General features: G+C 72.5%; 11 protein-coding genes. 4 read left to right on the top strand and 7 right to left on the bottom strand.

From position 1 onward, the window contains the following. The first annotated feature begins 52 nt into the window (after window positions 1–52). Together ACIO3R_RS11005 and ACIO3R_RS11000 are read left to right on the top strand one after the other, a co-directional pair. Window positions 53–1,399 carry a tetratricopeptide repeat protein gene (locus ACIO3R_RS11005; RefSeq protein ID WP_402105137.1) on the top strand — a complete coding sequence of 449 codons (1,347 nt, stop codon included), beginning with the start codon at window positions 53–55 and terminating at the stop codon, window positions 1,397–1,399. Further along, window positions 1,396–3,111 (top strand): nickel/cobalt transporter, encoded by a 1,716-nt coding sequence (locus ACIO3R_RS11000; protein ID WP_402105136.1) that lies wholly within the window; start codon window positions 1,396–1,398, stop codon window positions 3,109–3,111. Before ACIO3R_RS11005 ends, ACIO3R_RS11000 begins: the two co-directional genes overlap by 4 nt. Before the next feature lies 1 nt (window position 3,112). Here the strand turns inward: ACIO3R_RS11000 and ACIO3R_RS10995 are convergent, their stop codons facing one another. The 4 genes from ACIO3R_RS10995 to ACIO3R_RS10980 are packed head-to-tail and all read right to left on the bottom strand — an operon-like array spanning window position 3,113 to window position 15,595. After that, window positions 3,113–3,913, bottom strand: coding sequence for an ABC transporter permease (locus tag ACIO3R_RS10995; protein WP_402105133.1), 801 nt, complete (start codon window positions 3,911–3,913; stop codon window positions 3,113–3,115). Beyond that, window positions 3,910–4,923, bottom strand: a complete 1,014-nt coding sequence (locus ACIO3R_RS10990; RefSeq protein ID WP_402105132.1) for an ATP-binding cassette domain-containing protein — start codon at window positions 4,921–4,923, stop codon at window positions 3,910–3,912. The genes ACIO3R_RS10995 and ACIO3R_RS10990 overlap by 4 nt, the downstream gene beginning before the upstream one ends. 38 nt (window positions 4,924–4,961) lie before the next feature. Beyond that, a complete protein-coding gene (locus ACIO3R_RS10985; protein WP_385035050.1) occupies window positions 4,962–5,168 on the bottom strand; it encodes an MbtH family protein in 207 nt (68 codons plus the stop codon). Next, a complete protein-coding gene (locus tag ACIO3R_RS10980) occupies window positions 5,165–15,595 on the bottom strand; it encodes an amino acid adenylation domain-containing protein (RefSeq protein ID WP_402105130.1) in 10,431 nt (3,476 codons plus the stop codon). The genes ACIO3R_RS10985 and ACIO3R_RS10980 overlap by 4 nt, the downstream gene beginning before the upstream one ends. 507 nt (window positions 15,596–16,102) lie before the next feature. Here ACIO3R_RS10980 and ACIO3R_RS10975 point away from each other — a divergent pair. Beyond that, window positions 16,103–16,348, top strand: coding sequence for a hypothetical protein (locus tag ACIO3R_RS10975; protein WP_385035054.1), 246 nt, complete (start codon window positions 16,103–16,105; stop codon window positions 16,346–16,348). A 117-nt stretch (window positions 16,349–16,465) separates the two neighbouring features. Here the strand turns inward: ACIO3R_RS10975 and ACIO3R_RS10970 are convergent, their stop codons facing one another. Further along, window positions 16,466–18,259, bottom strand: a complete 1,794-nt coding sequence (locus ACIO3R_RS10970; RefSeq protein WP_402105128.1) for an ABC transporter ATP-binding protein — start codon at window positions 18,257–18,259, stop codon at window positions 16,466–16,468. A gap of 109 nt (window positions 18,260–18,368) precedes the next feature. Then, on the bottom strand, window positions 18,369–19,610 hold the full coding sequence (locus ACIO3R_RS10965) for a benzoate/H(+) symporter BenE family transporter (RefSeq protein WP_385343242.1): 1,242 nt from the start codon (window positions 19,608–19,610) through the stop codon (window positions 18,369–18,371). A gap of 155 nt (window positions 19,611–19,765) precedes the next feature. Here ACIO3R_RS10965 and ACIO3R_RS10960 point away from each other — a divergent pair, with 155 nt between their 5' ends. Next, complete coding sequence (locus ACIO3R_RS10960) at window positions 19,766–20,380, top strand: helix-turn-helix domain-containing protein (RefSeq protein ID WP_402105127.1); 615 nt, start codon at window positions 19,766–19,768, stop codon at window positions 20,378–20,380. A gap of 50 nt (window positions 20,381–20,430) precedes the next feature. On the opposite strand, the gene ACIO3R_RS10955 is transcribed toward ACIO3R_RS10960, so the two are convergent. Next, window positions 20,431–22,116, bottom strand: a complete 1,686-nt coding sequence (locus ACIO3R_RS10955; protein WP_402105125.1) for an ABC-F family ATP-binding cassette domain-containing protein — start codon at window positions 22,114–22,116, stop codon at window positions 20,431–20,433. Window positions 22,117–22,158: the final 42 nt, after the last annotated feature.

The following is a 22,158-nucleotide window of genomic DNA, read 5'->3' as shown; positions in this document are numbered from 1 at the left end:
CGGTCCGGACACCGTCTCTGCCCCCGCCCGTCCCACACCACCGGGAGAACCAGTGCCAGCCCCGACCGACCACGTCCCCGCGGCCCCCGCCCGCCGTGGCAGACGACGACTGCGCAGCACGGCGGTCACTCTCGCCCTGGGAGGCACCCTGTTCGCGGTCGGGGCACTCGGTCTGGCTCCCCAGCAGCCGTCCACCCCCACGGTCGCGTCCGGCCCGGACGCACCCCGCGGCACGGACCCGACGGAAGCCCTGCGGACCCGCGTACGCAAACTGCCCGCCGACCCCGACGGCTGGTCGTCCCTCGGCATGGCCTACGTACAGCAGGCCCGGAGCACAGCTGACGCGGCCACCTACGACCGGGCCCGGACCGCGCTGCGCAAGTCCCTCGCCCTCCGGCCGGCCGGCAACTTCGCGGCGGAGACCGGGATGGGCGCCCTCGAAGCAGCCCGCCACCACTTCTCCGAAGCCCTGACCTGGGCGCAGCGGGCGACCGCCACCAACCCGTACAGCGCCCCCGCCCAAGGAGTCCTGGCCGACGCACTCACCCAGCTCGGCCGCTACGAGGACTCCTACGCGGCGGTTCAGCGCATGACCGACCTCAGGCCCGACAGCAGCGCCCTCGCGCGTGCCTCGTACACCTGGGAACTCCGGGGCGACACGGCGCGGGCACGCGACCTGATGAACAAGTCCCTCCAGGCGGCCGGTACTCCGGCCGAGAAGGCGTTCGCCCTGGCCCACCTCGCCACCCTCGCCCTGGAGACCGGCGATCCCCGCACCGCCCTGAAGCTGGCCGGCACCGGGCTCGCCGCACTGCCCGGCGACGCCGCCCTGCTGGAGGCACGGGCCCGCGCCCACACCGCACTCGGCCACCCCCGGCAAGCCGTCACCGACTTCACCGCGGCCGTCGCCGCCGCACCCCTGCCGCAGTACCTCCTCGGACTCGGTGACCTCCAGCAGTCGCTCGGACACCGTGCGGAGGCCGAGGAGCAGTACGACGTACTCAGGGCGCAGGAGACGCTGCGCAGGGCGGGCGGCGGGGTGCCGGACGCGGACGCCGTCCTCTTCGAGGCCGACCACGGCGACCCGGAGACCGCGGTCGAGATGGGGCGCGCCGCGCTGCGGCAGCGGCCGTTCATCGCGGTCCACGACGCGTACGGCTGGGCCCTGCACCGGGCCGGACGCGACACCGAGGCGGCCGAGCAGGCCGACCTCGCACTGGCGCTGGGCACCGTGAGCGCACCGTTCCACTACCACCGGGCGCTCATCGAACAGGCGCTCGGCCGGACCGGGGCCGCCCGCACGGACCTCCGCCGGGCCCTGGAGACCGATCTCCACTTCCATCCGGTGGACGCCCCCCGGGCGCGCACCGCGCTCAGCAGAATCGAAACCGTCCGATGAACCGAAAGCCCTCGCGCGTCCTCGCCTCGCTGACCCTCGCGGGAACCCTGACCGTGCTCCTCGCGGGCCTCGCCACCACGGCGTACGCACACCCCCTGGGCAACTTCACGGTCAATCACCACACCGGGCTGACCTTCCGGAACGACACCGTCGACGCGCTGATCGTGGTGGACCGTGCGGAGATCGCCACCGCACAGGAACGCCCACGCGTCGACCGGGACCACGACGGCGCCATCGACACATCAGAGGCGCGCTCCTTCGCCACCGGCGACTGCGCCGTGCTCACCCGGCAGTTGCGGCTCGACATCGCGGGCACACCGGTGCGCTGGAAGGCCACCGGCGCCGCCGTCACGTTCCAGCCGGGCGAAGCCGGTCTGGAGACCAGCAGGCTCAGCTGCACACTCAGCGCCGGTGCGGACCTGGACACGGCGGCGGACATCGACGTGCGCACGGAGTACGACGAACGGCGCGTCGGCTGGCAGGAGATGACCGCACGCGGACGGGGCGTCACGCTCACCCGCTCGACACTGCCGACCACCTCGCCCACCGACGAACTCCGCCACTATCCCAAGGACCCACTGGCCACCCCCCTGGACCAGCGCTCCGCCCGGCTGCACACCGAACCCGGCGAGGGCCGCTCCGCCGCCGCGGCGCGCACGGTCCTGCCGGGAGCGGGCCCGGTCACCGCGGCGCTGGACAAGGTGTCCGGGGTCTTCGACGGACTCGTGGGACGACGTGAACTGACCGTCCCCGCAGGCCTCCTGGCCCTGCTGCTCTCCCTGGTGCTCGGCGCCTCGCACGCCGCCCTGCCCGGCCACGGAAAGACGATCATGGCCGCGTATCTGGCAGGCCGCCGCGGCACGCCGCGGGACGCCGTCACCGTCGGAGTCACCGTCACCTTCACCCACACCGCGGGGGTGCTGGCCCTCGGCCTCGCCCTGCCGCTCGCGACCTCGCTGGCGGGGGAGACCGTCCTGACCTGGCTCGGCCTCATCAGCGGGCTGATGGTCACCGGGATCGGCCTGTGGCTCCTGCGCGCGGCGTTGACACATCGCCCGGCCCATGGCCACAGACACAGCCACGGGCACCACCATGGCCACAGCCACCACCACGGCCACGGCCATAGTCATGGCCACAGCCATGACTTGGCGTCAGATCCGGAGGGCCACGACCACAAGCAGGACCACGAGCGCGGCCGTGCCTCGCAGTCGCCGATTGCGGACGGCCGGTCCGTGACGGCACGGTTCCTTCCGGGGAGACGCCGGCCGCAGCCGCTCGCGGCCGGCCACAGCGGCACGGTCCTCGCCCCGGCCAGGGACCGCACTCACCATCACGCTCCCGCTCCGGCCACGGCCGACGGCCCGCGCCGGACCGGGACGTCACGCACCGGCCTGATCGGGATGGGCATCGCCGGAGGGCTCGTGCCCAGCCCCTCCGCCCTGGTGGTCCTGCTCGGCGCGGTGGCCCTCGGCCGTACCGCCTTCGGTGTGCTGCTCGTGGTCGGTTACGGCCTGGGAATGGCCATGACGCTCACCCTCGCGGGCCTGCTGCTGGTACGGCTGCGGGACAGGTTCGAGGCGCGTGCGGACAAGTACGCCCGGCTGCGCGCACCGTTCGCCCGGCTCGCGGGGATTGGCCCCGCCGCGTCCGCCACGCTGGTGCTGGCCGTCGGCGCGCTGCTGACCCTGAGGGCTGCGGAGGGCCCCTGGTAGCTCAGCCGAGCGTGATCCGCCGGAAGCGCACGAGGGAGGCAGCCATGAACACCGCGACGACGACCGCGGCACAGAACAGCGCGTAGGGCAAAGCGTGCACGACGGGCCACGCCTCGCTCACCGGCATGCCCACTGGTGGCGGGTTGCCGAACAGCCCGCGCACGGCTGTCGCCGTGGCCGAGACCGGATTCCACTCGGCGACGCCGCGCAGCGGTCCGGGCATCGTGTGGGTCGAGACGAAGGCCGACGACACGAAAGTCACGGGGAAGAGCCAGATCAGGCCGGCGCTCTGGGCGACCTCCACGCTCCGCGCCATCAGTCCGATGGCCGCCCCGACCCAGGACATGGCGAACGCGAAGAGCAGCACGAGCAGATAGGCGAGAACCGCCTCTGCCACGGAGCCGGAGATGCGCCAGCCCACCAGCAGACCGCACAACGACGTCACGACCAGGGTCACCGCACTCATGACCAGATCCGACAGCGTGCGCCCGAGCAGCACCGCGAGCCGGGGCATGGGCAGGGCCCGGAAACGGTCCACGATGCCCTTGTCCATGTCGTTGGCCAGCCCCAGGGCGGTGAACGCCGCGTTGAAGGTGACCGCCTGGGCGAAGATCCCTCCCATCAGGAAGGTGCGGTACCCGGCGCCGCCCAGGCTGCCCCCGAACACATACGCCAGAAGAAGCACGAACATCACCGGCTGCACCAGGGCGGCGATCACCGAACCCGGTGTACGGCGCAGGTTGAGCAGATTGCGCCAGGCGATGATGGAGGCGTCGCGACCCAGCCGCCGGAGCCCCGTCATCGCGGCACCTCCCCGCAGCCGGCCACGCCGACCGGCGGCGTGCTCCGCCCGCGCGCCGGATCGGGCTGTCCGGTCAGGCTCATGAACACGTCGTCGAGGGTGGGCGGGGCGAGCCGCACGTCCCGGACGCCGATCCCGGCCAGTCGCAGCCGTCCGAGCGCGTCTTCCAGGGTGAGCGCGCCGTGCTCGGTGGTGACCGTGAGCCGCCCCGTCCGCTCGTCGAGCGCCGGGAGGTGGGGTCCCAGGCCCGCGACGATCTCTGCGGCTGTCGTCCTGAGACGTGGATCCGGCACGGTCAGCGAGAGCCGCTCGCCCCCGACCCGGCCCTTCAGTTCCGGGGCGGTGCCGCGTGCGACGACCCGGCCGTGCTCGATGACGACGATGGTGTCGGCCAGCTGATCGGCCTCCTCCAGGTACTGCGTGGTCAGCAGCACCGTGGTGCCGCCCGCGACCAGTTCCTGGATCGAGCGCCAGGTGTCGGCGCGGCCCCGCGGATCCAGCCCGGTGGTCGGCTCGTCCAGGACCACGACGACCGGGCGGGCGACGAGAGCGCCTGCCAGATCCAGTCGTCGGCGCATACCGCCCGAATAGGTACCGCTCGGCCGGTCGGCCGCCTCTTCGAGATGGAAGCTCACCAGCAGCTGCCCGGCTCTGCGCCGGGCGGCATGGCGGCCCATTCCGTAGAGACGGGCGACGAGGTAGAGGTTCTCACGCCCCGTCAGCTTCTCGTCGACCGCCGCGTACTGGCCCGAGAGGCCGAGGTTCTTCCGGACACTCTCCGGGTCCCCGCGGACGTCGTGTCCCGCCACCCACGCCTGTCCCTCGTCCGGCCGGAGCAGGGTGGACAGGATGCGCACCGCCGTGGTCTTGCCGGCCCCGTTGGGTCCGAGGAGGCCAAGTACGGTGCCGGGCGCCGCTTCCAGGTCCACTCCGGCCAGGGCGGGTCTGTCCCCGAACTTCTTGGTGAGCCCCTCGGCACGTATCGCCGGCTGGTTCCGCCGCTCCGTCATGGTTGCCTTTCGTCGTACGGTCGGAGTGATCGGGCCGGTCAGGCCATGGCGACGCGAGCGCTCCTGGGGGTCATATCCGTCCAGTGCACCTCGACGTAGTCCAGGCACGCGGCGTGGCCTGCGGGCCCGTACACGGCCTGCCACCCTGCGGGGATCTCGGCGAAGGAGGGCCACAGGGCGTGCTGGTCCTCGTCGTTGACCAGAACACGGTGCTGGGTCTGCGGGTCGTCGAAGGGGTTGGTCATGAGGTCTCTCCCTGGGTGCTGTCGTGGCCGGCGCCGAGTGCGGCGGCCAGCATGGTCCCGATCCGCGCACGGGCGTCGGGCTGCATCATCTGGGCGTGCGCGCACGCCACGTCGTGGTTCTCGATCGGGCCGCTGATGTACGGAGCCCAGAGTTCGAGTCCGAAGGTGTCGGCGGTCCGGCCCTCGGTGGCGGTGAAGAAGAGGGCCGGACCCTCGAAGCGCCTGGGCGTGTACTTCCGCATCAGCCGGGCCTGGCCGGCGAAGTTGTCCACCATCGCGTCGATGGTGGCGGGATCGAGCGAACCGAGCGGGCTCCCACTGCGCCGGAACGCGTCGCGGACGGCGCCCGTCTCCACCGCGCCCTGCCGGTCGAGACCCTCCTCGCCCACCCCCATGTTGGACAGCAGCGCACGGAACACCGTGTCCCGGTCCGCGTTGTCGAGGTCGTCCAGCGGAGCGAGCGGGAAGGCGTCCAGAATGCCGAGCAGGGCCACCCGCTCCCCGGCCTCCTGGAGCTGGACCGCGACCTCCTGCACCACGTTGCCGCCGAAGGACCAGCCCATCAGGTGGTACGGCCCGGCCGGCTGGACGGCGCGGAGCTCACGGACGTAGACGGCAGCCATCGCCTCAAGGCTGTCCGGGAACGGTTCGGCCCCGTCCAGGTTCGGCGTCTGGAGTCCGTACACCGGCTGACCGGGATCCAGATGGGGCAGCAGACCGGCATAGCACCAGGCGAGTCCGCCCGCCGGGTGGATGCAGAAGAGCGGGGGACGGCCGCCCGTGGTGCGCAGCGGGAGGAGCGTCGCCAGCGGATTGTCCGGTGTCCCGTCGAGGAGCCGTTCGGCGAGCGCCGCCACCGTCGGCGCCTCGAACAGGCTGCGGATGCTGAGCTCGACGCCGAGGGCGGCCCGGATGCGGCCGGTCAGCCGGGTCGCGAGCAGCGAGTGTCCGCCCAGCGCGAAGAAGTCGTCGTCGATCAGGACGCGTTCGACGCCGAGCACCTCGGCGAACAGGGTGCACAGGACGTCCTCGCGAGGACTCCGGGGGCTGCGCCCGGCGGCGTCCGGCACGACGGGAGGCGCCGTGCGGGACAGCGCGTCCCTGTCCAGCTTCCCGTTCGGCGTCAGCGGGAGACGGTCCAGGGACTGCCAGCCCGACGGGACCATGTAGCCGGGCAGATGCCGGACCGCGTACTCCCGGAGCGCGGTGAGACGCTCGGGGACCGCCGGATCGCCGTCGCCGTCCGGTGACGGTGACAGGACCACGTGGGCGTGGAGCCGGGCCCCCGACGTGCCGTCCTCGTGGGCGACCACGACGGCCGCCACGACATCGGGATGCGCGGTCAGTACCGCCGCCGCCTCTTCGGGTTCGACCCGGAAGCCGCGCACTTTGATCTGTCCGTCGTCGCGGCCCGTGAAGAGCAGCGAGCCGTCCGGTGCGCGCAGGGCGCGGTCGCCCGTGCGGTACATCCGGCTGGACGCGGGGCCGTACGGGTCGGGGACGAAGCTGCGGGCGGTCTCGGCCGCTCTGTTGTGGTAGCCGTGGGCGAGGCTCTGTCCCGAGAGATACAGGTCTCCCGTCACCCCCAGCGGCACCGGGCGCAGCCGCTCGTCGAGCAGGGCTACCCGGGTGCCGGCCACGGGTCCGCCGAGCACCGGGCGGACGGTGTCCGAGATCCGGGCGACCAGAGTGTCTACGGTGGCTTCCGTCGGACCGTAGAAGTTCCAGCTCTGGACGCCGGGAATGCCGCGCAGCGTCGTCCACAGCGTTGCCGGTACCGCCTCGCCGCCCAGGATCAGTACCGTCGGACGGTGCTCCGCTCCGTCGGCGAGCAGCCCCGCCTCCAGGAGGTGGGCGACATGGGTGGGGGTCGACTCCAGCACATCGAGTTCCCGGGAGCGCACGACGTGCACCAGGGCCTCGGTGTCGCGCCGGGTGTCGTCGTCCAGGAGGTGGAGCTCATGACCGTCGACCATCCACAGAACGGGATCGAAGGACGCGTCGAAGGAGAGCGCCGCGGTCAGCGCGACCCGTAGCCGTCGTCCGCCGCGCGCCCGTACGGCGGGTGCGAAGACCTGGTGCCGGTGGTGGTCCAGCAGCCGGGCGAGCGAACCGTGCCCCACCCGTACGCCCTTGGGCCGGCCGGTGGATCCCGAGGTGTGGATCAGGTACGCGGCGTCGCCGGGGGCCGGACGGGCCGCGGGCGGGGGAGTGCCCGTTACCGGCTCCGGCTCCCTGCCGTCGATCACCAGCGGACGCCACGGCCCGCGCATCCGGTGTTCGGTCGCTCCTGCGACGACGACCAGTTCGGGCCGGGCGTCGTCCAGCACCGCTTCGATCCGCCCGTCCGGGAGGCTCGCGTCGAGCGGTGTGTAGAGCGCGCCCGCTTTCAGCACTCCGAGCAGCGCCGCGACGGAGTCGATGGACCGGGGCAGCAGCACGGCGACGCAGGCACCCGGCCGGACACCCTCGGCGTGCAGGAGGGCGGCTATGCGATCGGAGCGGGCGTCGAGCCGCGCGAATGTCGCCTCGCCGTCCGGGGCGGCCACCGCGATGGCGTCACGGTGTGAGGCGACGGTCTCCGCGAACCGGTCGAGGACGGTCCTCGTGTCGGTCCCGCCGCTGCCGCTGCCGAGGGCGAGCAGCCGGGACTCCTCGGACCGGGCCAGCAGGGGCAGATCGGCGACCCGGGTGTCCGGCGCGTCGACCGCGTGCGCCGTCAGCGCGAGGAACCACTCGGTGATCCGGTGCGCGGTGGAGGTGTCGAAGAGGTCCCGGCCGAACTCCAGCGTGCCGTCGAGGAACGCGTCCTCGGCGTTGGCGCCCCGCCGTTCGGTGAAGCTGAACGAGAGGTCGAACTTGGCCGCTGCCGTGTCGACCTCCTGGACCCGTGTACACAGGCCGGGCAGCTCCGCGCGGGGCGGTTGGGTGTTGTTGAGGGTGAGCATCACCTGGAAGAGCGGGTGGCGGCCGAGCGAACGGGTCGGCTGCACCTCCTCCACCAGGCGCTCGAACGGAAGGTCCTGGTGGGCGTAGGCGGCGAGATCGGTGTTCCGCACCCGGGCCAGCAGCTCGTCGAACGTCGGGTCGCCGCTCAGATCTGCACGGAGCGCCAGGGTGTTCACGAAGAAGCCCACCAATGGCTCCAGCGCCTCGTCGGTCCGGCCCGCCACCGGCGTACCGATGGTGATGTCGCCGCCGGAACCGACCCGGTGGAGAACGGCGGCCAGCGCGGCGTGCAGCACCATGAAGGTGCTGGAGGCCGACTTCCTGGCCAGCCGCGTGAGTGCCGTCGTCGTCGCCACGGGAACACGGAAGGTGACCGAACCGCCCCGGCCGCTCGGCACGACCGGCCGGGGACGGTCGGCGGGCAGCGGTGTCTCCTCCGGCGCCCCGGCCATCTCCGCTTGCCAGTAGGCGAGTTGGGTGGAAAGGAGTGAATCGGGTGTATTGGCGTCCCCCAGCAGGTCGTGCTGCCACCGGGTGTAGTCCGTGTACTGCGCCGACAGCGGTGCCCGGTCGGGTGCCCGGCCGGCCGTCCGGGCCGTGTAGGCCTCGGCCAGGTCCCGGGCCAGCGGTCCCATCGACCATCCGTCGGCCGCGATGTGATGCACTGCGAGGAGCAGCGTGTGCCGTTCCTCCGACGTCCGGAACAGTTCCGCGCGCAGCGGGATTCCGTGCGCCAGGTCGAACGGCCGCCCCGCCGTCTCGCGCAGCGCCCCCGGCACATCCGCTTCCGCCACCGCGCGAAGCGGCATGGCGGGCCGGGCGTCGGCGGGGGGAAGCACGGCTTGGAACGGCTCGCCGTCGTGCATCCCGATGAGGGTCCGCAGGCTCTCGTGCCGGGCCACCAGGTCCGTGACCGCCAAGTGCAGCGCCGTCCTGTCCAGGACGCCGTCCAGATGCACGGCGAAAGCGATGTGGTACGACGCTCCCTCCGGTTCCAACTGGTGCAGGAACCAAAGCCGTTGCTGGGCGGGGGACAACGCGGGGCGGGTGGGGTGCGCCGCCGGGCGCAACGCGGGACGTGCCCCGCCCGCCCCGTCCAGCCGTTCGGCGAGGGCTGCCGGGGTCGTGGACTCGAAGAGGGCTCGCACCGGGAGTTCCACACCGAAGGCGGTCCGGATGCGGCCGACGAGCCGCGTGGCCAGCAGGGAGTGCCCACCCAGGTCGAAGAAGTCCGCCCCTCTGGCCACGTGTTCATGGCCGAGGCACTCGGCGAACAAGGCGCACAGGATCTCCTCCCGCGCCGATCGAGGCAGCTCCGCCGCCGCGTCCGACTCCCGTACGGGTGAGGTGCCCCCGCCCGGCGGGAGTGCCCGGAAGTCCACCTTGCCGTGCGGGGTCAAGGGGATCGACGGGAGGTGCACCACGGTGGCCGGCACCATGTACGAGGGCAGCCGTTCCGCCACGAAGGAACGCAGCTCGCGCGCCGAGGGGCAGCTGCCGCCCCGGGGCACGACCCAGCAGGCGAGGCGCCCGCCGCCGTCCGCTCCCGGATCTGCGGCGACCACACACCGGTCCACATCCGGGTGGCCGCTGAGCACGCTCTCGATCTCGCCGGTCTCCACCCGGAAACCCCGCACCTTGACCTGGCCGTCGGCCCGTCCCGCGAACACCAGGAGTCCGTTCTGCCGGCGTACGAGGTCACCGGTGCGGTACATGCGGGCGCCGGCGGCGCCGTACGGGTCGGGGACGAAGCGGGACGCGGTGGCGGCCGGGAGATTCTCGTAGCCGCGGGCCAGGCCCGCCCCGGACACGTAGAGTTCGCCCGTCGCGCCCGGAGCGACCGGCTTCAGCCGGGCGTCCAGAACCCGGGCACTGGCGCCCGCGACCGAACTGCCCAGGTGCGGGCGGGTTCCGAACACGACCCGTGCCATCACGCTGTCGACCGCGGTCTCGGTGGGTCCGTAGAGATTCCACGCGGTGACGTCGCGCAGCGCGGACAGCTTCTGCCAGAGCCGCTCGCCGAGGGCCTCGCCGCCGAGTGCCACCACGCTCGGGTGGCGTCTGCCGGGGGCGAACAGGCCGTTGGCCGCGAGTTGTTCGAGGAAGGACGGAGTGGTCTCGACGACGTCGATCGCCCGGTCGTGGACCAGGGCGGCGAGGGCCTCGGGATCGCGCCGGGTGGTGTCGTCCACGAGGTGGAGCTCGTGGCCTGCGATCATCCAGAGCAACGGGTCCCAGGAGGCGTCGAAGGTCAGGGCCGCCGTCAGCGCGACGCGCAGCGGACGGCCTTCGTTGAACGCCTCCGCCGGTTCCATGAGCCGCTCGCGGTGTCCCGCGTACAGGTTGGCCAGGGCGCCGTGCTCCACGGTGACGCCCTTGGGCAGTCCGGTGGAGCCCGAGGTGTGCAGCACGTACGCGGCGTCCCCGGCCCGTGGCATGGGCGGCAGGGAACCCTCGGCGCGGGCGTTCACCCGGATCGGCCCGTCAAGGAGCAGCCGGGGCGTCGTCGGGGGAAGGGCAGCGCACATCGCGGTCGTGGTGAGCAGCAGCCGGGGCGCCACGGTGTCGAGGATCAACTGGTTGCGGGCCGCCGGGTGGGTGGGGTCCAACGGTACGTAGACGGCTCCGGCCCGGAGTACGGCCAGGAGTGCCACGACGTGCCCGGTGGTACGGGGCAGGGCGACGGCCACGCGGTCGCCGCGGCCGGCCCCCGCCTCCCGGATGCGCCGCGCGAGGTGCTCCGTGTCCGCCAGCAGATCACCGAAGGTGAGCCGTCCGTCGGATGCCACCACCGCGGTGCGGCGGGGCCGCAGGGCAGCCTGCGTGGTGAGGATGTCCAGCAGGGTCCAGTCCGGGGCGTGGTGAGCGCCGATGCCCGGCGATCCGGCCGGCGAGCGGGTGGATGCTCCCCGTGGCAGTTCGTCGAGGGCCGCGTCGCGCTGGCCGGGGGTGAGGAAGCAGACGTCGTCCGCGGTGCCGTCGGGACGGAGCAGCAAGGCGGTGAGCAGCCGGGAGAAGTGCTCGGCGAACCGCTCGGCCGTGGCCCGGTCGAAGAGATCGTGACTGAATTCCAGCTCCCCCTCGATCCCGGCGGGCGCCCCCGTGCCGTCGAAGCGCTCGGCCAGGTCCCAGGTGAGATCGAACTTGGCCCCGGTGCCTCGTACAGAGGACTCGTGGCTGACCGCCAGACCCGGCAGCACGGAGCGGGGAACGGGCGTGTTGTTGAGGCTGAACATGACCTGGAAGAGGGGGTGGCGCGACGTGGACCGTTCCGGCGCCAGCGCCTCCACGACGCGCTCGAAGGGCAGATCCTGATGCGAGTAGGCCGCGAGGTCGGTCCGCTTCACCCGTGCCACGAGCTCGCGGAAGGTAGGCGCCCCGGACGTGTCGGCCCTGAGTACCAGGGTGTTGACGAAGAAGCCGATCAGCTCGGCGAGGCTCTCGTCCGTGCGACCCGCCACCGGGGTTCCGATCGCGATGTCGTTCCCCGCACCCAGCCTGGTCATCAGGGCCGCGAGCGCGGCGTGCAGCACCATGAAGCCACTGGCCCCGCTGTCCGCGGCGAGTTCGACGAGCGCACGGTGCGCGGCCGGGCCGACGACGACCGGGACGCGCCCGCCGTGACCGGAGGACCGGGCCGGGCGCGACCGGTCCGCGGGGAACCCGGACTCGTCGGCCAGCCCCTCCAGAGCCGCGGTCCAGTGCGCGAGCTGGCGTCCCGCCACGCTGTCCGGCTGCCGGGGGTCCCCGAGCAGGGCCCGCTGCCACAGCGCGTAGTCCGCGTACTGCACCGGCAGCGGCTCCCACCGCGGCGCACGGCCCGAGACACGGGCCGTGTATGCCGCGGAGAGGTCTCGCAGCAGCGGGCGTACCGACCAGCCGTCCGCGGCGATGTGGTGGAGCACCAGCACCAGCACGTGCTCATCGTCCCCGGTCGGGAACAGCTGCGCGCGCAGCGGCAGTTCCCTGTCCAGCGCGAAGGGCGCGGGGTCGGGCCGTACGTCCCGTGCGTCGCATGCCTCCCTCACGACCAGCGGAGAACCGGCCGCGTCCGGTGCGAGCACGCGCTGCCGCACCCCTTCGCGGTCCTCGGAGAAGACCGTACGAAGGCTTTCGTGCCGGGCGACCACGTCGTCCAGCGCCGCTGAGAGGGCAGCCCGGTCCAACGGACCCGACAGCCGTAGCGCGAGCGGTACGTGGTAAGCCGTTCCGGCGTCGCCCATCGCCTCCGTCACCCACAGGCGCTGCTGCCCGAACGAGGCCGGCAGCCGCTCCGGGCGGGGAAGCACCGCGCTCACCGCGGGGCGTGCGGGCGGGGCGGTGTCCAGGAGCGCGACGAGCCCGGCCGGCGTCGGCGACTCGAACAGGCTTCGGATCGGCAACTCGACGCCGAACTCCGCCCGGATCAGCCCCACCAGACGGGTCGCCATCAGTGAGTGGCCGCCGAGCAGGAAGAACCCGTCGTCCCGGCCCACCTCGGGCAGGCCGAGGCACACCGCGAACGCGGCGCACATCCGCTCCTCGTCGGGTGTGCGCGGTGCGCTGCCCCGGAAGGCCACGGGGCGGGCCCTCGGTAGCCGTTCGGCGTCCAGCTTGCCGTTCGGCGTGAGCGGCAGGCGCTCCACCGTCGCGTATGCGGACGGCACCATGTGGCCCGGAAGTACCTGCGCCAGGGCGTCCTGTACGGCTTCGAGATCGAGGGCGGTTCCGGCACCGGCAGGCACCAGGTAGGCGGCGAGGCGCTCCTCGCCGCCCTGCACCGCGACCGGTGTCACCGCCGCCTCGCTCACACCGGGCAGCTCCCGCAGGGCCGCCTCGATCTCACCGGTCTCCACGCGGTAGCCGCGGATCTTGATCTGGCGGTCGCTGCGGCCGAGGAACTCCAGCATCCCGTCGTCGCCCCACCGCGCGAGGTCCCCGGTGCGGTACATGCGGTCGCCGAACGGCCCGAACGGGTCCGGCATGAAGCGTTCCGCGGTGAGTCCTGGCCGTCCGGAGTAGCCCCGGGCCACCCCCTCGCCGGAGAGGTACAGCTCGCCGGTCCCACCGCGGGGAACCGGGTGGAGCGAGGGATCGAGCACATAGGCGCGGGCACCCGCGACCGGCCGTCCGATCACCGGGGTCCGGCCGGCGATCCGTGTCGTGACCGCGTCGACCGTGGCCTCGGTCGGTCCGTAGAAGTTGAAGACGAGGAGATCGTCCCGCTCGGAGAGCTCCCTCCACAGGGCCTCGTCGACGGGTTCGCCGCCGAGAGCGATGACGCGGGGCCGGTGGTCCGGGGCGGTGAGCAGTCCCGCGGTGAGCATCTGGCGCAGATAGGTGGGTGTCGTCTCGATGGCGTCGATCCGCTCCCGGACGAGATGGTCCACCAGCGCCTGGGGGTCGCTCCGGACGGCGTCGCCGACGATGTGCAGTTCGTGGCCCGCGGCCATCCACAGGACCGGGTCCCAGGACGCGTCGAACGAGGTGGCCGCCGTCAGGGCGACTCGCAGCCCGCGGCCGTAGGTCTCCTCCGCCAGGGCGTGGGACTCCTGTCGGTGGTGTTCGAGGAGATTGCTGAGCGAGCGGTGCTCGACGACGACGCCCTTGGGCCTGCCGGTGGAACCCGAGGTGTAGATGACGTACGCGGCGTCCCGGCGCCCGGGGCCGACCGGCGTGCTCACATCGGGTTCCTGCCGCATGAGGTCCGGATCCACGAGCGGCAGTGTCCGTGCGGGATCGATGAGACGTGCGTACTCCGAGGTCGCGATCAGCGCGGCCGGGGCCGAGTCCGCGACCATGAAGGCGAGCCGCTCCGGCGGATACGAGGGGTCGAGCGGCAGGTACGCGGCTCCCGCGCGCATCACCGCCAGCATTGCCACGACGAGTTCCGTGGAGCGGGGCAGGCCGACGGCGATCCTCGTTCCGGGCCGTGCCCCGGCGGCTGCCAGTACTCCGGCGAGGGCGTCGACCCGGCCGTCCAGCTCCGCGAAGGTCAGCCGGGTGCTCCCGGAGACGACCGCGGTCGCGTGCGGAGAGACCAGGGCCTGCCGGGCGATTTGTTCGGGCAGGGTGACCGACGGGGCGTCACCACCGTCCGGGGTGGCGCGATGCGGTGACGCGAGACCGGGGACGAGCCGGCGCTCGGCATCGCTGAGGAAGTCCAGCGAGCCGATCGTGCGGGACGGATCGCCGGTGAAATCCTCGATCAGCCGGCACAGCCGACGGTGATGCCCGGTCAGTTCCTCGGGTGTGTACCGTGCGGAGTTGCCGTGCAGGTCGATGTGGAGACCGCCGTCCGCGTACGAGGCGTGCACGGCGACGGCCAGGTCGTCCACGGGACCGATGGACAGATTGTGCAGGGTGGCTCGGTGCGGGCCGAAGCGGAGGCTGTCGTCGAAGGCCAGGATGTTGACCGAGGGACCGCTCAGCGGCACATCCGTACCCGCGAGTCCGAGATCGTGCCGGAGCTCCTGCGCGGGGTACCGCTGGTGCCGCAGGACCTTGCGGGCCTCGGCCGACGCCCGCTTCGCCACGTCGGCCACCCGGTCGGACGGGGCGAGTGTGAGCCGCATCGGCAGGATGGAGCTGAGCATGCTCGGCGTGGCACGGGCCAGCGGGGTGCGCCGGGCCGTGACAGGCAGCCCGAGGACGACCTCGCCGATGCCCTGGCTGCGGTGCAGATAGACGGCCAGAGCGGTCATGAAGAACGTCGGCCACCCCACCCCCGACTCCCTGGCCGCGGCCCGCAGCCGCTCCGCCCGGTCGGGCGACACCTCCGCGCGTACGCGCAGCGACCCGCCCGCGGACCCGGACCGGTCCGCGTCCGGCCTCGTGGGAGTGGGAGAGCCCGACAGGTAGCGCGCCCAGAACTCGCCGTCCCCCGCGTGCTGTCCGGAGGCGCTGTAGGCGTGTTCCTCGGCGATGAGCCGGCTGAGGACCCCGCCGGTCCCGGGTGACGGTTCCTCCGCGGACGGCGTGACCGCCGCGGTGTACGCCTCGGCGATACGGGCGAGAGCCAGGGCGGCGCCGTAACCGTCGAGTGCGAGGTGGTGCACCTGCTGGTGGAAGAGGTGCCGCGTGTCCGTGAGGCGGTACAGGGTCAGACGCACCAGGGGACCGGTGGTGACGTCCGCGGGCTGCCGCAGCGCCGCCTCCATCCGCCGCAGCGCCTCGCCGCGGGGGTCCTGGTGGTCGGAGAGGTCGATCAGCGGGACGTCGAACGGGGGCAGGTCCGGGCTGCCGGGCCGGTGGATCCGTTGCAAGGGAATCCCGTCACGCTCTATGAAGGTCGCCCGCAGGGCTTCGTTCCCGCCCACCACGTCGCTGACAGCGGCCCGCAGGACGTCCGGGTCCAGCAGCCCCCGGACGTCGGCGTACTCGGCCACGTTGTACGCCGCACCGTCCGCGTCCATGTGTTGGGCGAACCAGATTCCACGCTGAGCCGAGGTCAGTGGCAGGTCATCATGCGAAGTCGTGTCGTGCGGTGCGTCGGTCACGCGTTCTCACCTCTGTGGAAGGCCTGCGGAGTGGGGGTCGGCTCGCGGCGGAGCGCCGGGGCAGGACGGAATGAGGACGAGGGGGGCCCGCACGGGCATGCGGTTCCCCGACGGGCGGCTCTCGCACCGCTGCGCCTTCGCCCAGGGCTGACGCATGTTCACGCATCGCGGTTGTGAACAAGGCTTCTGGCGCACCAGCGCCGCACCACACACCTCCGGAATGCCGCCGTCGCCCCGATTGAGCCGTCACATCAGTCGTTCGAAGTCACATACGTGTTGGATTGGTGGTGTGACGCGTGACACGGTGTGCGGGGTCGGGGTTTGCGCTTCACAAGTGCGTATTAGTCAAATAGGAAAGCAATTCGAGCCATCGACCAAACCTGGAATCCGCCGGCTTCGAATGGTTCATGTCGAACATCGAGTGCTCATGAGATTTTTGGAGCGTCCATGAATATCCCCTCAGCAGTCCCGCGTTGGTGTGCGGCCCTGGCAGCCGCGGGAGTACTGGTGATCACGTCGGCGGCCGGAGCGGGAGCGGCGGGCGTGCACGGGCCGACGGTCCCTGGTGGCGGCTCCATACGGGCGGCGCAGCCGGCCGGTGCCACCTCCGTCTACCGCGGCGTCCAAGGCGGCAACCTCTGCCTGCTGGCGCGATGCTCGGTCGGGAGTTCCACCGCGGGCGGAAACGCGGGACCCAGCAATACGCAGGGCTTCAACCTGTGCCTGCTGGCGCTCTGCACGGTGCGCCCCTGACCTGAAGGCCCGAGAGCCCGGGAGGCCCGCCGGCCTCCCGGGCCCACCGGGTTCTCCTGCCGGGTCCGGCCGGTTCCGTACGCCTGGGGAGCGAGGCGTACGGAACCGGCCTCCGCGTCACGGGCGGGCCGGCTGGAGTTCCGCGTACACCCCGCCCCTGTCCAGCAGTTCGCTGTGTGTCCCCACCTCCGCGATCCGGCCGCCCTCCATCGCCACGATGCGGTCGGCGCCCTGGATCGTGGAGAGGCGGTGGGCGACGACGAAGACCGTCCGGCCGTGCACCAGTCGGGAGAGGGCCTCCTGGACCAGGGCCTCCGAACGGTTGTCGAGTGCGGAGGTCGCCTCGTCGAGTACCAGCACCCGGGGGTCGCGGATCAGCGCCCTGGCGATCGCGAGCCGCTGCCGCTGCCCGCCCGAGAGCCGCGCGCCCCGCTGGCCGACGACCGTGTCCAGGCCGAGCGGCAGGTCCCGCACGAAGTCCAGCGCGTTGGCGTCCTCCAGGGCGCGTATCAGCGTGGCTTCGTCCGTATCGCCCATCCCGTACGTCACGTTGTCGCGGATGCTGCCCTCGAACAGGATCGACTCCTGCGGCACCACGGACAGGAACCGCCGGTAGCTGCGCAGGTCGAGCCCTGCCATGTCGGTGCCGTCGAGCATGATGCGGCCGGAGGTGGGCCTGATGAAGCCGATGAGCAGGTTGAGGACGGTCGACTTGCCCGCGCCCGAGGCGCCGACCAGCGCGATCGTCTCGCCCGGCCGTGCGGAGAGGGAGAACCCGTCGACCGCCGGGTCCGCGTCGTCGTAGGCGAATCCGACGTCCTCGAAGTCGATGCGGCCGGTGACCTGCTCCACCTGGGCCTTGCCGGCATTGCGCTCCAGGTCCGGTGCCTGGAGCACCTCACCCGCGGAACGCACCGACTCCAGGCCCTTGGTGAGGACGGGGGCCAGGCCGAGCAGAGTGGTCACGGAACCGGTCAGTACGGTGAAGAACGAGCTGAGCATCACCACGTCGCCGGGGGTGACCGGCATCCAGCCGTGGTAGGCGACCAGGGCCGAACCCGTCAGGCACAGCACGCCGAGCGTGTTGAGGATGACCCAGGCCAGCGACCCGAACCGGCCGTTGAGCGTGTCCAGGCGCAGCCCGGCCGCGAACACCTGGCGCAGCGAACCGTCGACCCGGCCCAGCGCGGTCCGCTCCAGGCCGTGGGCGCGGGTGATGGGGATGAGCGTGGTCATCTCGCCCACCCGGGAGGAGAGTTGCTCGACCTCACGGCGGAAGGACTCGTTGTGGCTGCGCAGCCGCGCGCGCAGCCTCATCACCAGGAACCCGGCCGCGGGCACCACGACGAGGAAGACGGGCAGGAACGCGGGCACGCGCACGCCGATGACGACAAGCCCGCCGACCAGCGTCACCACGGCGCCGAGGCCCATGTCCGCACTCTGCTGCATCATCTGTTCGACCGACTCCACGTCGCGGACCACCTTGGCCTGCAGGACGCTCGAACTGACCCGGGCGTGGTAGCCGATGGACAACTGCTGCATCCGGCGGCACAGCGCGGAGCGCAGGGTCGTGCCCATCCGGCGGATGCTGCCGCCGAGGAGCCGTACGTACCACTGGTGGAGCGGATAGTTGATGACGAGGACGAACAGCAGGATGCCGGTGGACTGCCACAGTCCGGACTCCGGACCGTGCTGGACGACCACGTCGAGGACGGTCGCGGTGATCAGCGGGAGCAGCCAGATCGGGCTGTGCTTCACGACGAAGACGAGGGCCGCGAGCGCCAGCCGGCCGCGGTCGGGGCGGAACAGGTGGCCGAGGGTGCGTACCGGGTTCTCACCGCGGTAGCGGTGGTCCAGGTGGTCGAAGGGCGCCAAGGATTCGGCAGAGACGGGTGGAAGCGCTTTCTGCATGGAGTTCATCCCACCGTGCTTCCGCCGTGCGCGGCAACCCCCGTCCCACGGAGGGGACGGGGGAGTTCCGGCGGCCGGCGCATCTGTCGGGCACCGGCCCCGACGGGACTCACGGGACGCGGAGTTCGCGCGGTGACGGTTCGGCGGCGGGGGCCGGTTCGGGGGCTTCGCGGCCGGTCCGCCCCCATGAGGCGATCGCGCTGGTGATCAGGCCGGCGACCAGCCCCCAGAACGCGGATCCGATCCCCAGGAGCGTCACACCGGAGGCCGTGGCGAGGAAGGTCACGACAGCGGCCTCCCGGGACGACTTGTCGGCGAGGGCCGTGGACAGGGACGACTCGATGGTGGCGAGCAGGCCGATTCCGGCGATCGCCAGGACCAGCGCGTGCGGCATCGCGGTCAGCAGCGAGGCGACGGTCGCGCCGAGCAGGCCCACGCAGAGGTAGAAGACGCCCGCCCAGACAGCCGCCAGATAGCGCCGGTCCCGGTCGGGGTGTGCCTCCTCACCCGTGCAGATGGCGGCCGTGATCGCGGCGAGGTTGAGGCCGAACGCGCCGAACGGTGCCAGTACGGCGTTGGCCGCCCCGGTCCATGTCATCAGCGGGGACACCGGGACGTCGTAGCCGGCGCCGCGGATCACGGCCACCCCGGGCAGGTTCTGGGACGCCATCGTGACCACGAACAGCGGGGCGCCGACGCTGACCAGGACCTTCCAGTCGAACTCCGGGGCGACGAACACCGGGGTGGCCAGGGCGAACCGGACCTTCCCCAGCTGCCATCCGCCGGTGAACGCCGTGGCCACCACCCCGGCGCCGAGTGCCAGCAGCACCGCGTAACGGGGGAGGAGGCGCCGGCCCAGCAGGTAGAGCACGAACATCGGGAAGGCGACGGCGAAGCTGCCGTGCATCGTGCTGAAAAGGCCCGTGCCGAACCGCAGCAGCACCCCCGCCAGCAGTGCCGCCGCCAGCGGTACCGGGATCCGGCTCATGACACGGCTGAACCACCCCGTCACCCCGCTGAGGAGGATCAGCAGCGCGGAGAAGACGAACGCGCCGACCGCCTGGGCCATGGAGACACCGCTCAGACCGGTCGTGAGGAGCGCTGCCCCGGGCGTGGACCACGCGGTGACGACAGGGGCCCGGTAGCGCAGCGACAGCCCGATACAGGTGCAGGCCAGGCCGACGCCGAGCGCGAGCATCCAGGAGGAGATCTCGCGCGAGTCGGCTCCCGCCGCCTTCGCCGCGGTGAACACCAGGGCCGCCGAGCTGGTGACCCCGACCATGACGGCGATCAGGCCGGCGGCCACGGCCGAGGGAGGTGCGGCCGAACGTATGCGGGTGATCGCGAACATGAGTGAGCCACTTCCCCTGTGCGGTGCGGGACGCCGTTGGCCAGCAGAGGGCAGGCGCGCCGCAGAGATGTTCCGTATACGGAACGTTCTGTTTATGGAACACTAGAGACGCGGGCTGACACCCGTCAACCTGGAATGCGAGTGGGTGGACGCCAATGGGGCTGAACGAGGACCTGGGGCGCAGGCTGCGGGCGCTGCGGGCCGAACAGGACCTGTCCCTCTCCGAGTTGTCCCGGCGCTCCCGGGTGGGGAAGGGCACGCTCTCCGAGCTGGAGAGCGGCCTGCGCAACCCCACACTGGAGACCCTGTACGCACTCGCCACCGCGCTCGGCCAGCCGCTCAGCGCGGTGATCAGCGACCCGGCGCCGGACGGCGGCCCGGGTCCGGGCGCGCCCCTTCCCGGTGTCTCGGGCACCGCCGTCACCGCGACCCTGCTGGAGCGGCACGAGGACGCGGCAGCGGTCACCGATGTGTTCCGCGTGATCATCCGTGCGGGTGTCACCCAGGAGTCCGCGGCGCACGTCCCGGGGACGGGCGAGAGCCTGATGGTGCTGACGGGCACCGCGGTCGTCGGACCGCCGCACGACACCCGGACGGTCGGCCCCGGTGACTCCGTGCAGTGGCGGGCCGACGTGCCCCACGTCTACAGCGCGCTGGACGTCGATGTGCACGGCATCCTCTTCGTGCGCTACCCGACGGCCGCCCGACGCGGCAAGGGACCCGGGCCGCGACGGGCCCGTCCGGAGAGCGGCCCCGCCGGACAGGTCTGACCCGGGGGAGTCCCCCGTACCTCCGGGCGGGGGACTCCCCCGGGCGGAGGTCACAGCAGCCCGGACTCCCCACCGGGTGCGCCGCCGCGGGTGCCGGCCCGCGAAGCCTCCCCGTCCCCCCGCTCCGCGTACAGCCGGACGTCGCGGCCCTGCCACCGCCGGCGCAGCCAGCGGTCGTGGCTGGCCAGGACGACGGCTCCGGGCCCCGTTCCCAGGGCTTCCTCCAGTTCGTCGCAGAGCCGCGGGGAGAGATGGTTCGTGGGTTCGTCGAGCAGCAGGAGCTGCGGCGGCCGGGCCGTCAGCAGGGCCAGCGCCAGCCTGCGGCGCTGGCCGACCGACAACTGCCCCACCGGCTTGTCCAGGTCCGCCTCGTGCATCAGGCCGAGCGAGGTCAGCGGCACCTCCTCGGCCCGGCCGACGCCCAGGGCGCGCTCGTACGTGTCGTGGACGGTACGGTCCGGCCGGGCGAACCAGGTGTCCTGCGCGAGCATCCCGACCGTCAGCCCCGGCCGGCGGCCCACCTCGCCCTCGGGGACGAGACGCCCGGCGAGCACGGCGAGCAGCGTCGACTTGCCCGTGCCGTTGCCACCCGTGACCAGGAGCCGTTCGGCCGCCGCGATGTCGAGGCGGCCGACGGCCAGGCGGCCCGGTACGCGTACCCCGCGCAGCGACACGAGGGTGCCGTCGGCCGACGCACCGGCGAGCCCCGTGTGCCGGAACCGCAACGGCCGCGGAGGCTCGCCGGTCCGACGGCGCTCCAGCTCGTCCAGCCGACGGGAGGCGTTGCGGACCCGGCGCGCGATCTGGCTCTGCACCCGGCCCGCCCGGAGGCCGTACCCCATCTTCTCGCTGTCGCGCGGAGGGCGGTCCGGCGCGACCTGCCGCGCCGTCACCTCGGCCGAGCGGCGCAGCGCCTCGATCTCCTCCTGCTCCTCGGCGTGACGCCGTTCCCAGCGTGCCCGCTCCGCCCGCTTCACGGTCAGGTAGGCGCTGTAGCCGCCGCCGTACCGCACGGGACCGTCGACGGCCGGATCGAGGTCGATCAGGTCCGTGCAGACGGCGTCCAGGAACGCCCGGTCGTGGCTGGCGATCACGACGGGTCCCGGCATGCCGCGCAGGTGCGCCTCGACGAAGGCGGCGGCCTCGTCGTCGAGGTGGTTGGTCGGCTCGTCCAGCAGGAGAGCCGAAGGGCGCCGCACCAGCAGCGCTGCCAGTGACAGGCGGCCGCGCTGCCCGCCCGAGAGCGAACCGAGCGTCCGTTCGTGCGGCAGCGTGCCGAGTCCGAGCCCGTCGAGCAGGACGGCGGCGCGCCGGTCGGCGTCCCACGTCTCCCGCTCCTCGGCCCGTTCGAGCTGTCGGCCGTACCTTTCCAGCAGTTCGGCGTAGCCGTCGGAGTCCTGCGGGGTGCGGGCCAGCTCCTCCGTGAGCCGGTCGAGGACCGCGAGGTCCTCCCGGGCCGCGCGGAGGGCGTCGTCCAGTACGTCGGCGATCGTCGACGCGGCGTCGAACGCCGTCTCCTGGTGCAGGAACCCCACATCGGCGGGCCTGGTGACGCTGCCTCCGTCGGGCTCGTCCGTACCGGCGAGCAGGCGCAGCAGCGTCGACTTGCCGACGCCGTTCTCCCCGATCAGGCCGATGCGGTGGCCGGGCGCGACGGTGAGGGACACCCCGTCGAGTACGCGCTTCGAGCCGAGTGTGCGGACGATGTCGTGTGCGAGCAGTGCGGGTGCGGGCATGGTGGTCCCCTCCGAAGTGATCGGTTCTCGGCCCGCCGGGCG

Source organism: Streptomyces sp. NPDC087428 (assembly GCF_044744085.1).
Taxonomy (GTDB): domain Bacteria; phylum Actinomycetota; class Actinomycetes; order Streptomycetales; family Streptomycetaceae; genus Streptomyces.
Note: the sequence above shows the minus strand (reverse complement) of the source record. Positions and strands in the feature narration are given on the sequence as shown.

Bases quoted from the DNA above. Each gene is read 5' to 3' on its own strand.
- ACIO3R_RS10955 (WP_402105125.1), bottom strand. From the start codon at position 22,116: ATGCCCGCACCCGCACTGCTCGCACACGACATCGTCCGCACACTCGGC.
- ACIO3R_RS10985 (WP_385035050.1), bottom strand. From the start codon at position 5,168: ATGACCAACCCCTTCGACGACCCGCAGACCCAGCACCGTGTTCTGGTC.
- ACIO3R_RS10990 (WP_402105132.1), bottom strand. From the start codon at position 4,923: ATGACGGAGCGGCGGAACCAGCCGGCGATACGTGCCGAGGGGCTCACC.
- ACIO3R_RS10995 (WP_402105133.1), bottom strand. From the start codon at position 3,913: ATGACGGGGCTCCGGCGGCTGGGTCGCGACGCCTCCATCATCGCCTGG.
- ACIO3R_RS10965 (WP_385343242.1), bottom strand. From the start codon at position 19,610: ATGTTCGCGATCACCCGCATACGTTCGGCCGCACCTCCCTCGGCCGTG.
- ACIO3R_RS10960 (WP_402105127.1), top strand. From the start codon at position 19,766: ATGGGGCTGAACGAGGACCTGGGGCGCAGGCTGCGGGCGCTGCGGGCC.
- ACIO3R_RS11000 (WP_402105136.1), top strand. From the start codon at position 1,396: ATGAACCGAAAGCCCTCGCGCGTCCTCGCCTCGCTGACCCTCGCGGGA.
- ACIO3R_RS10970 (WP_402105128.1), bottom strand. From the start codon at position 18,259: ATGCAGAAAGCGCTTCCACCCGTCTCTGCCGAATCCTTGGCGCCCTTC.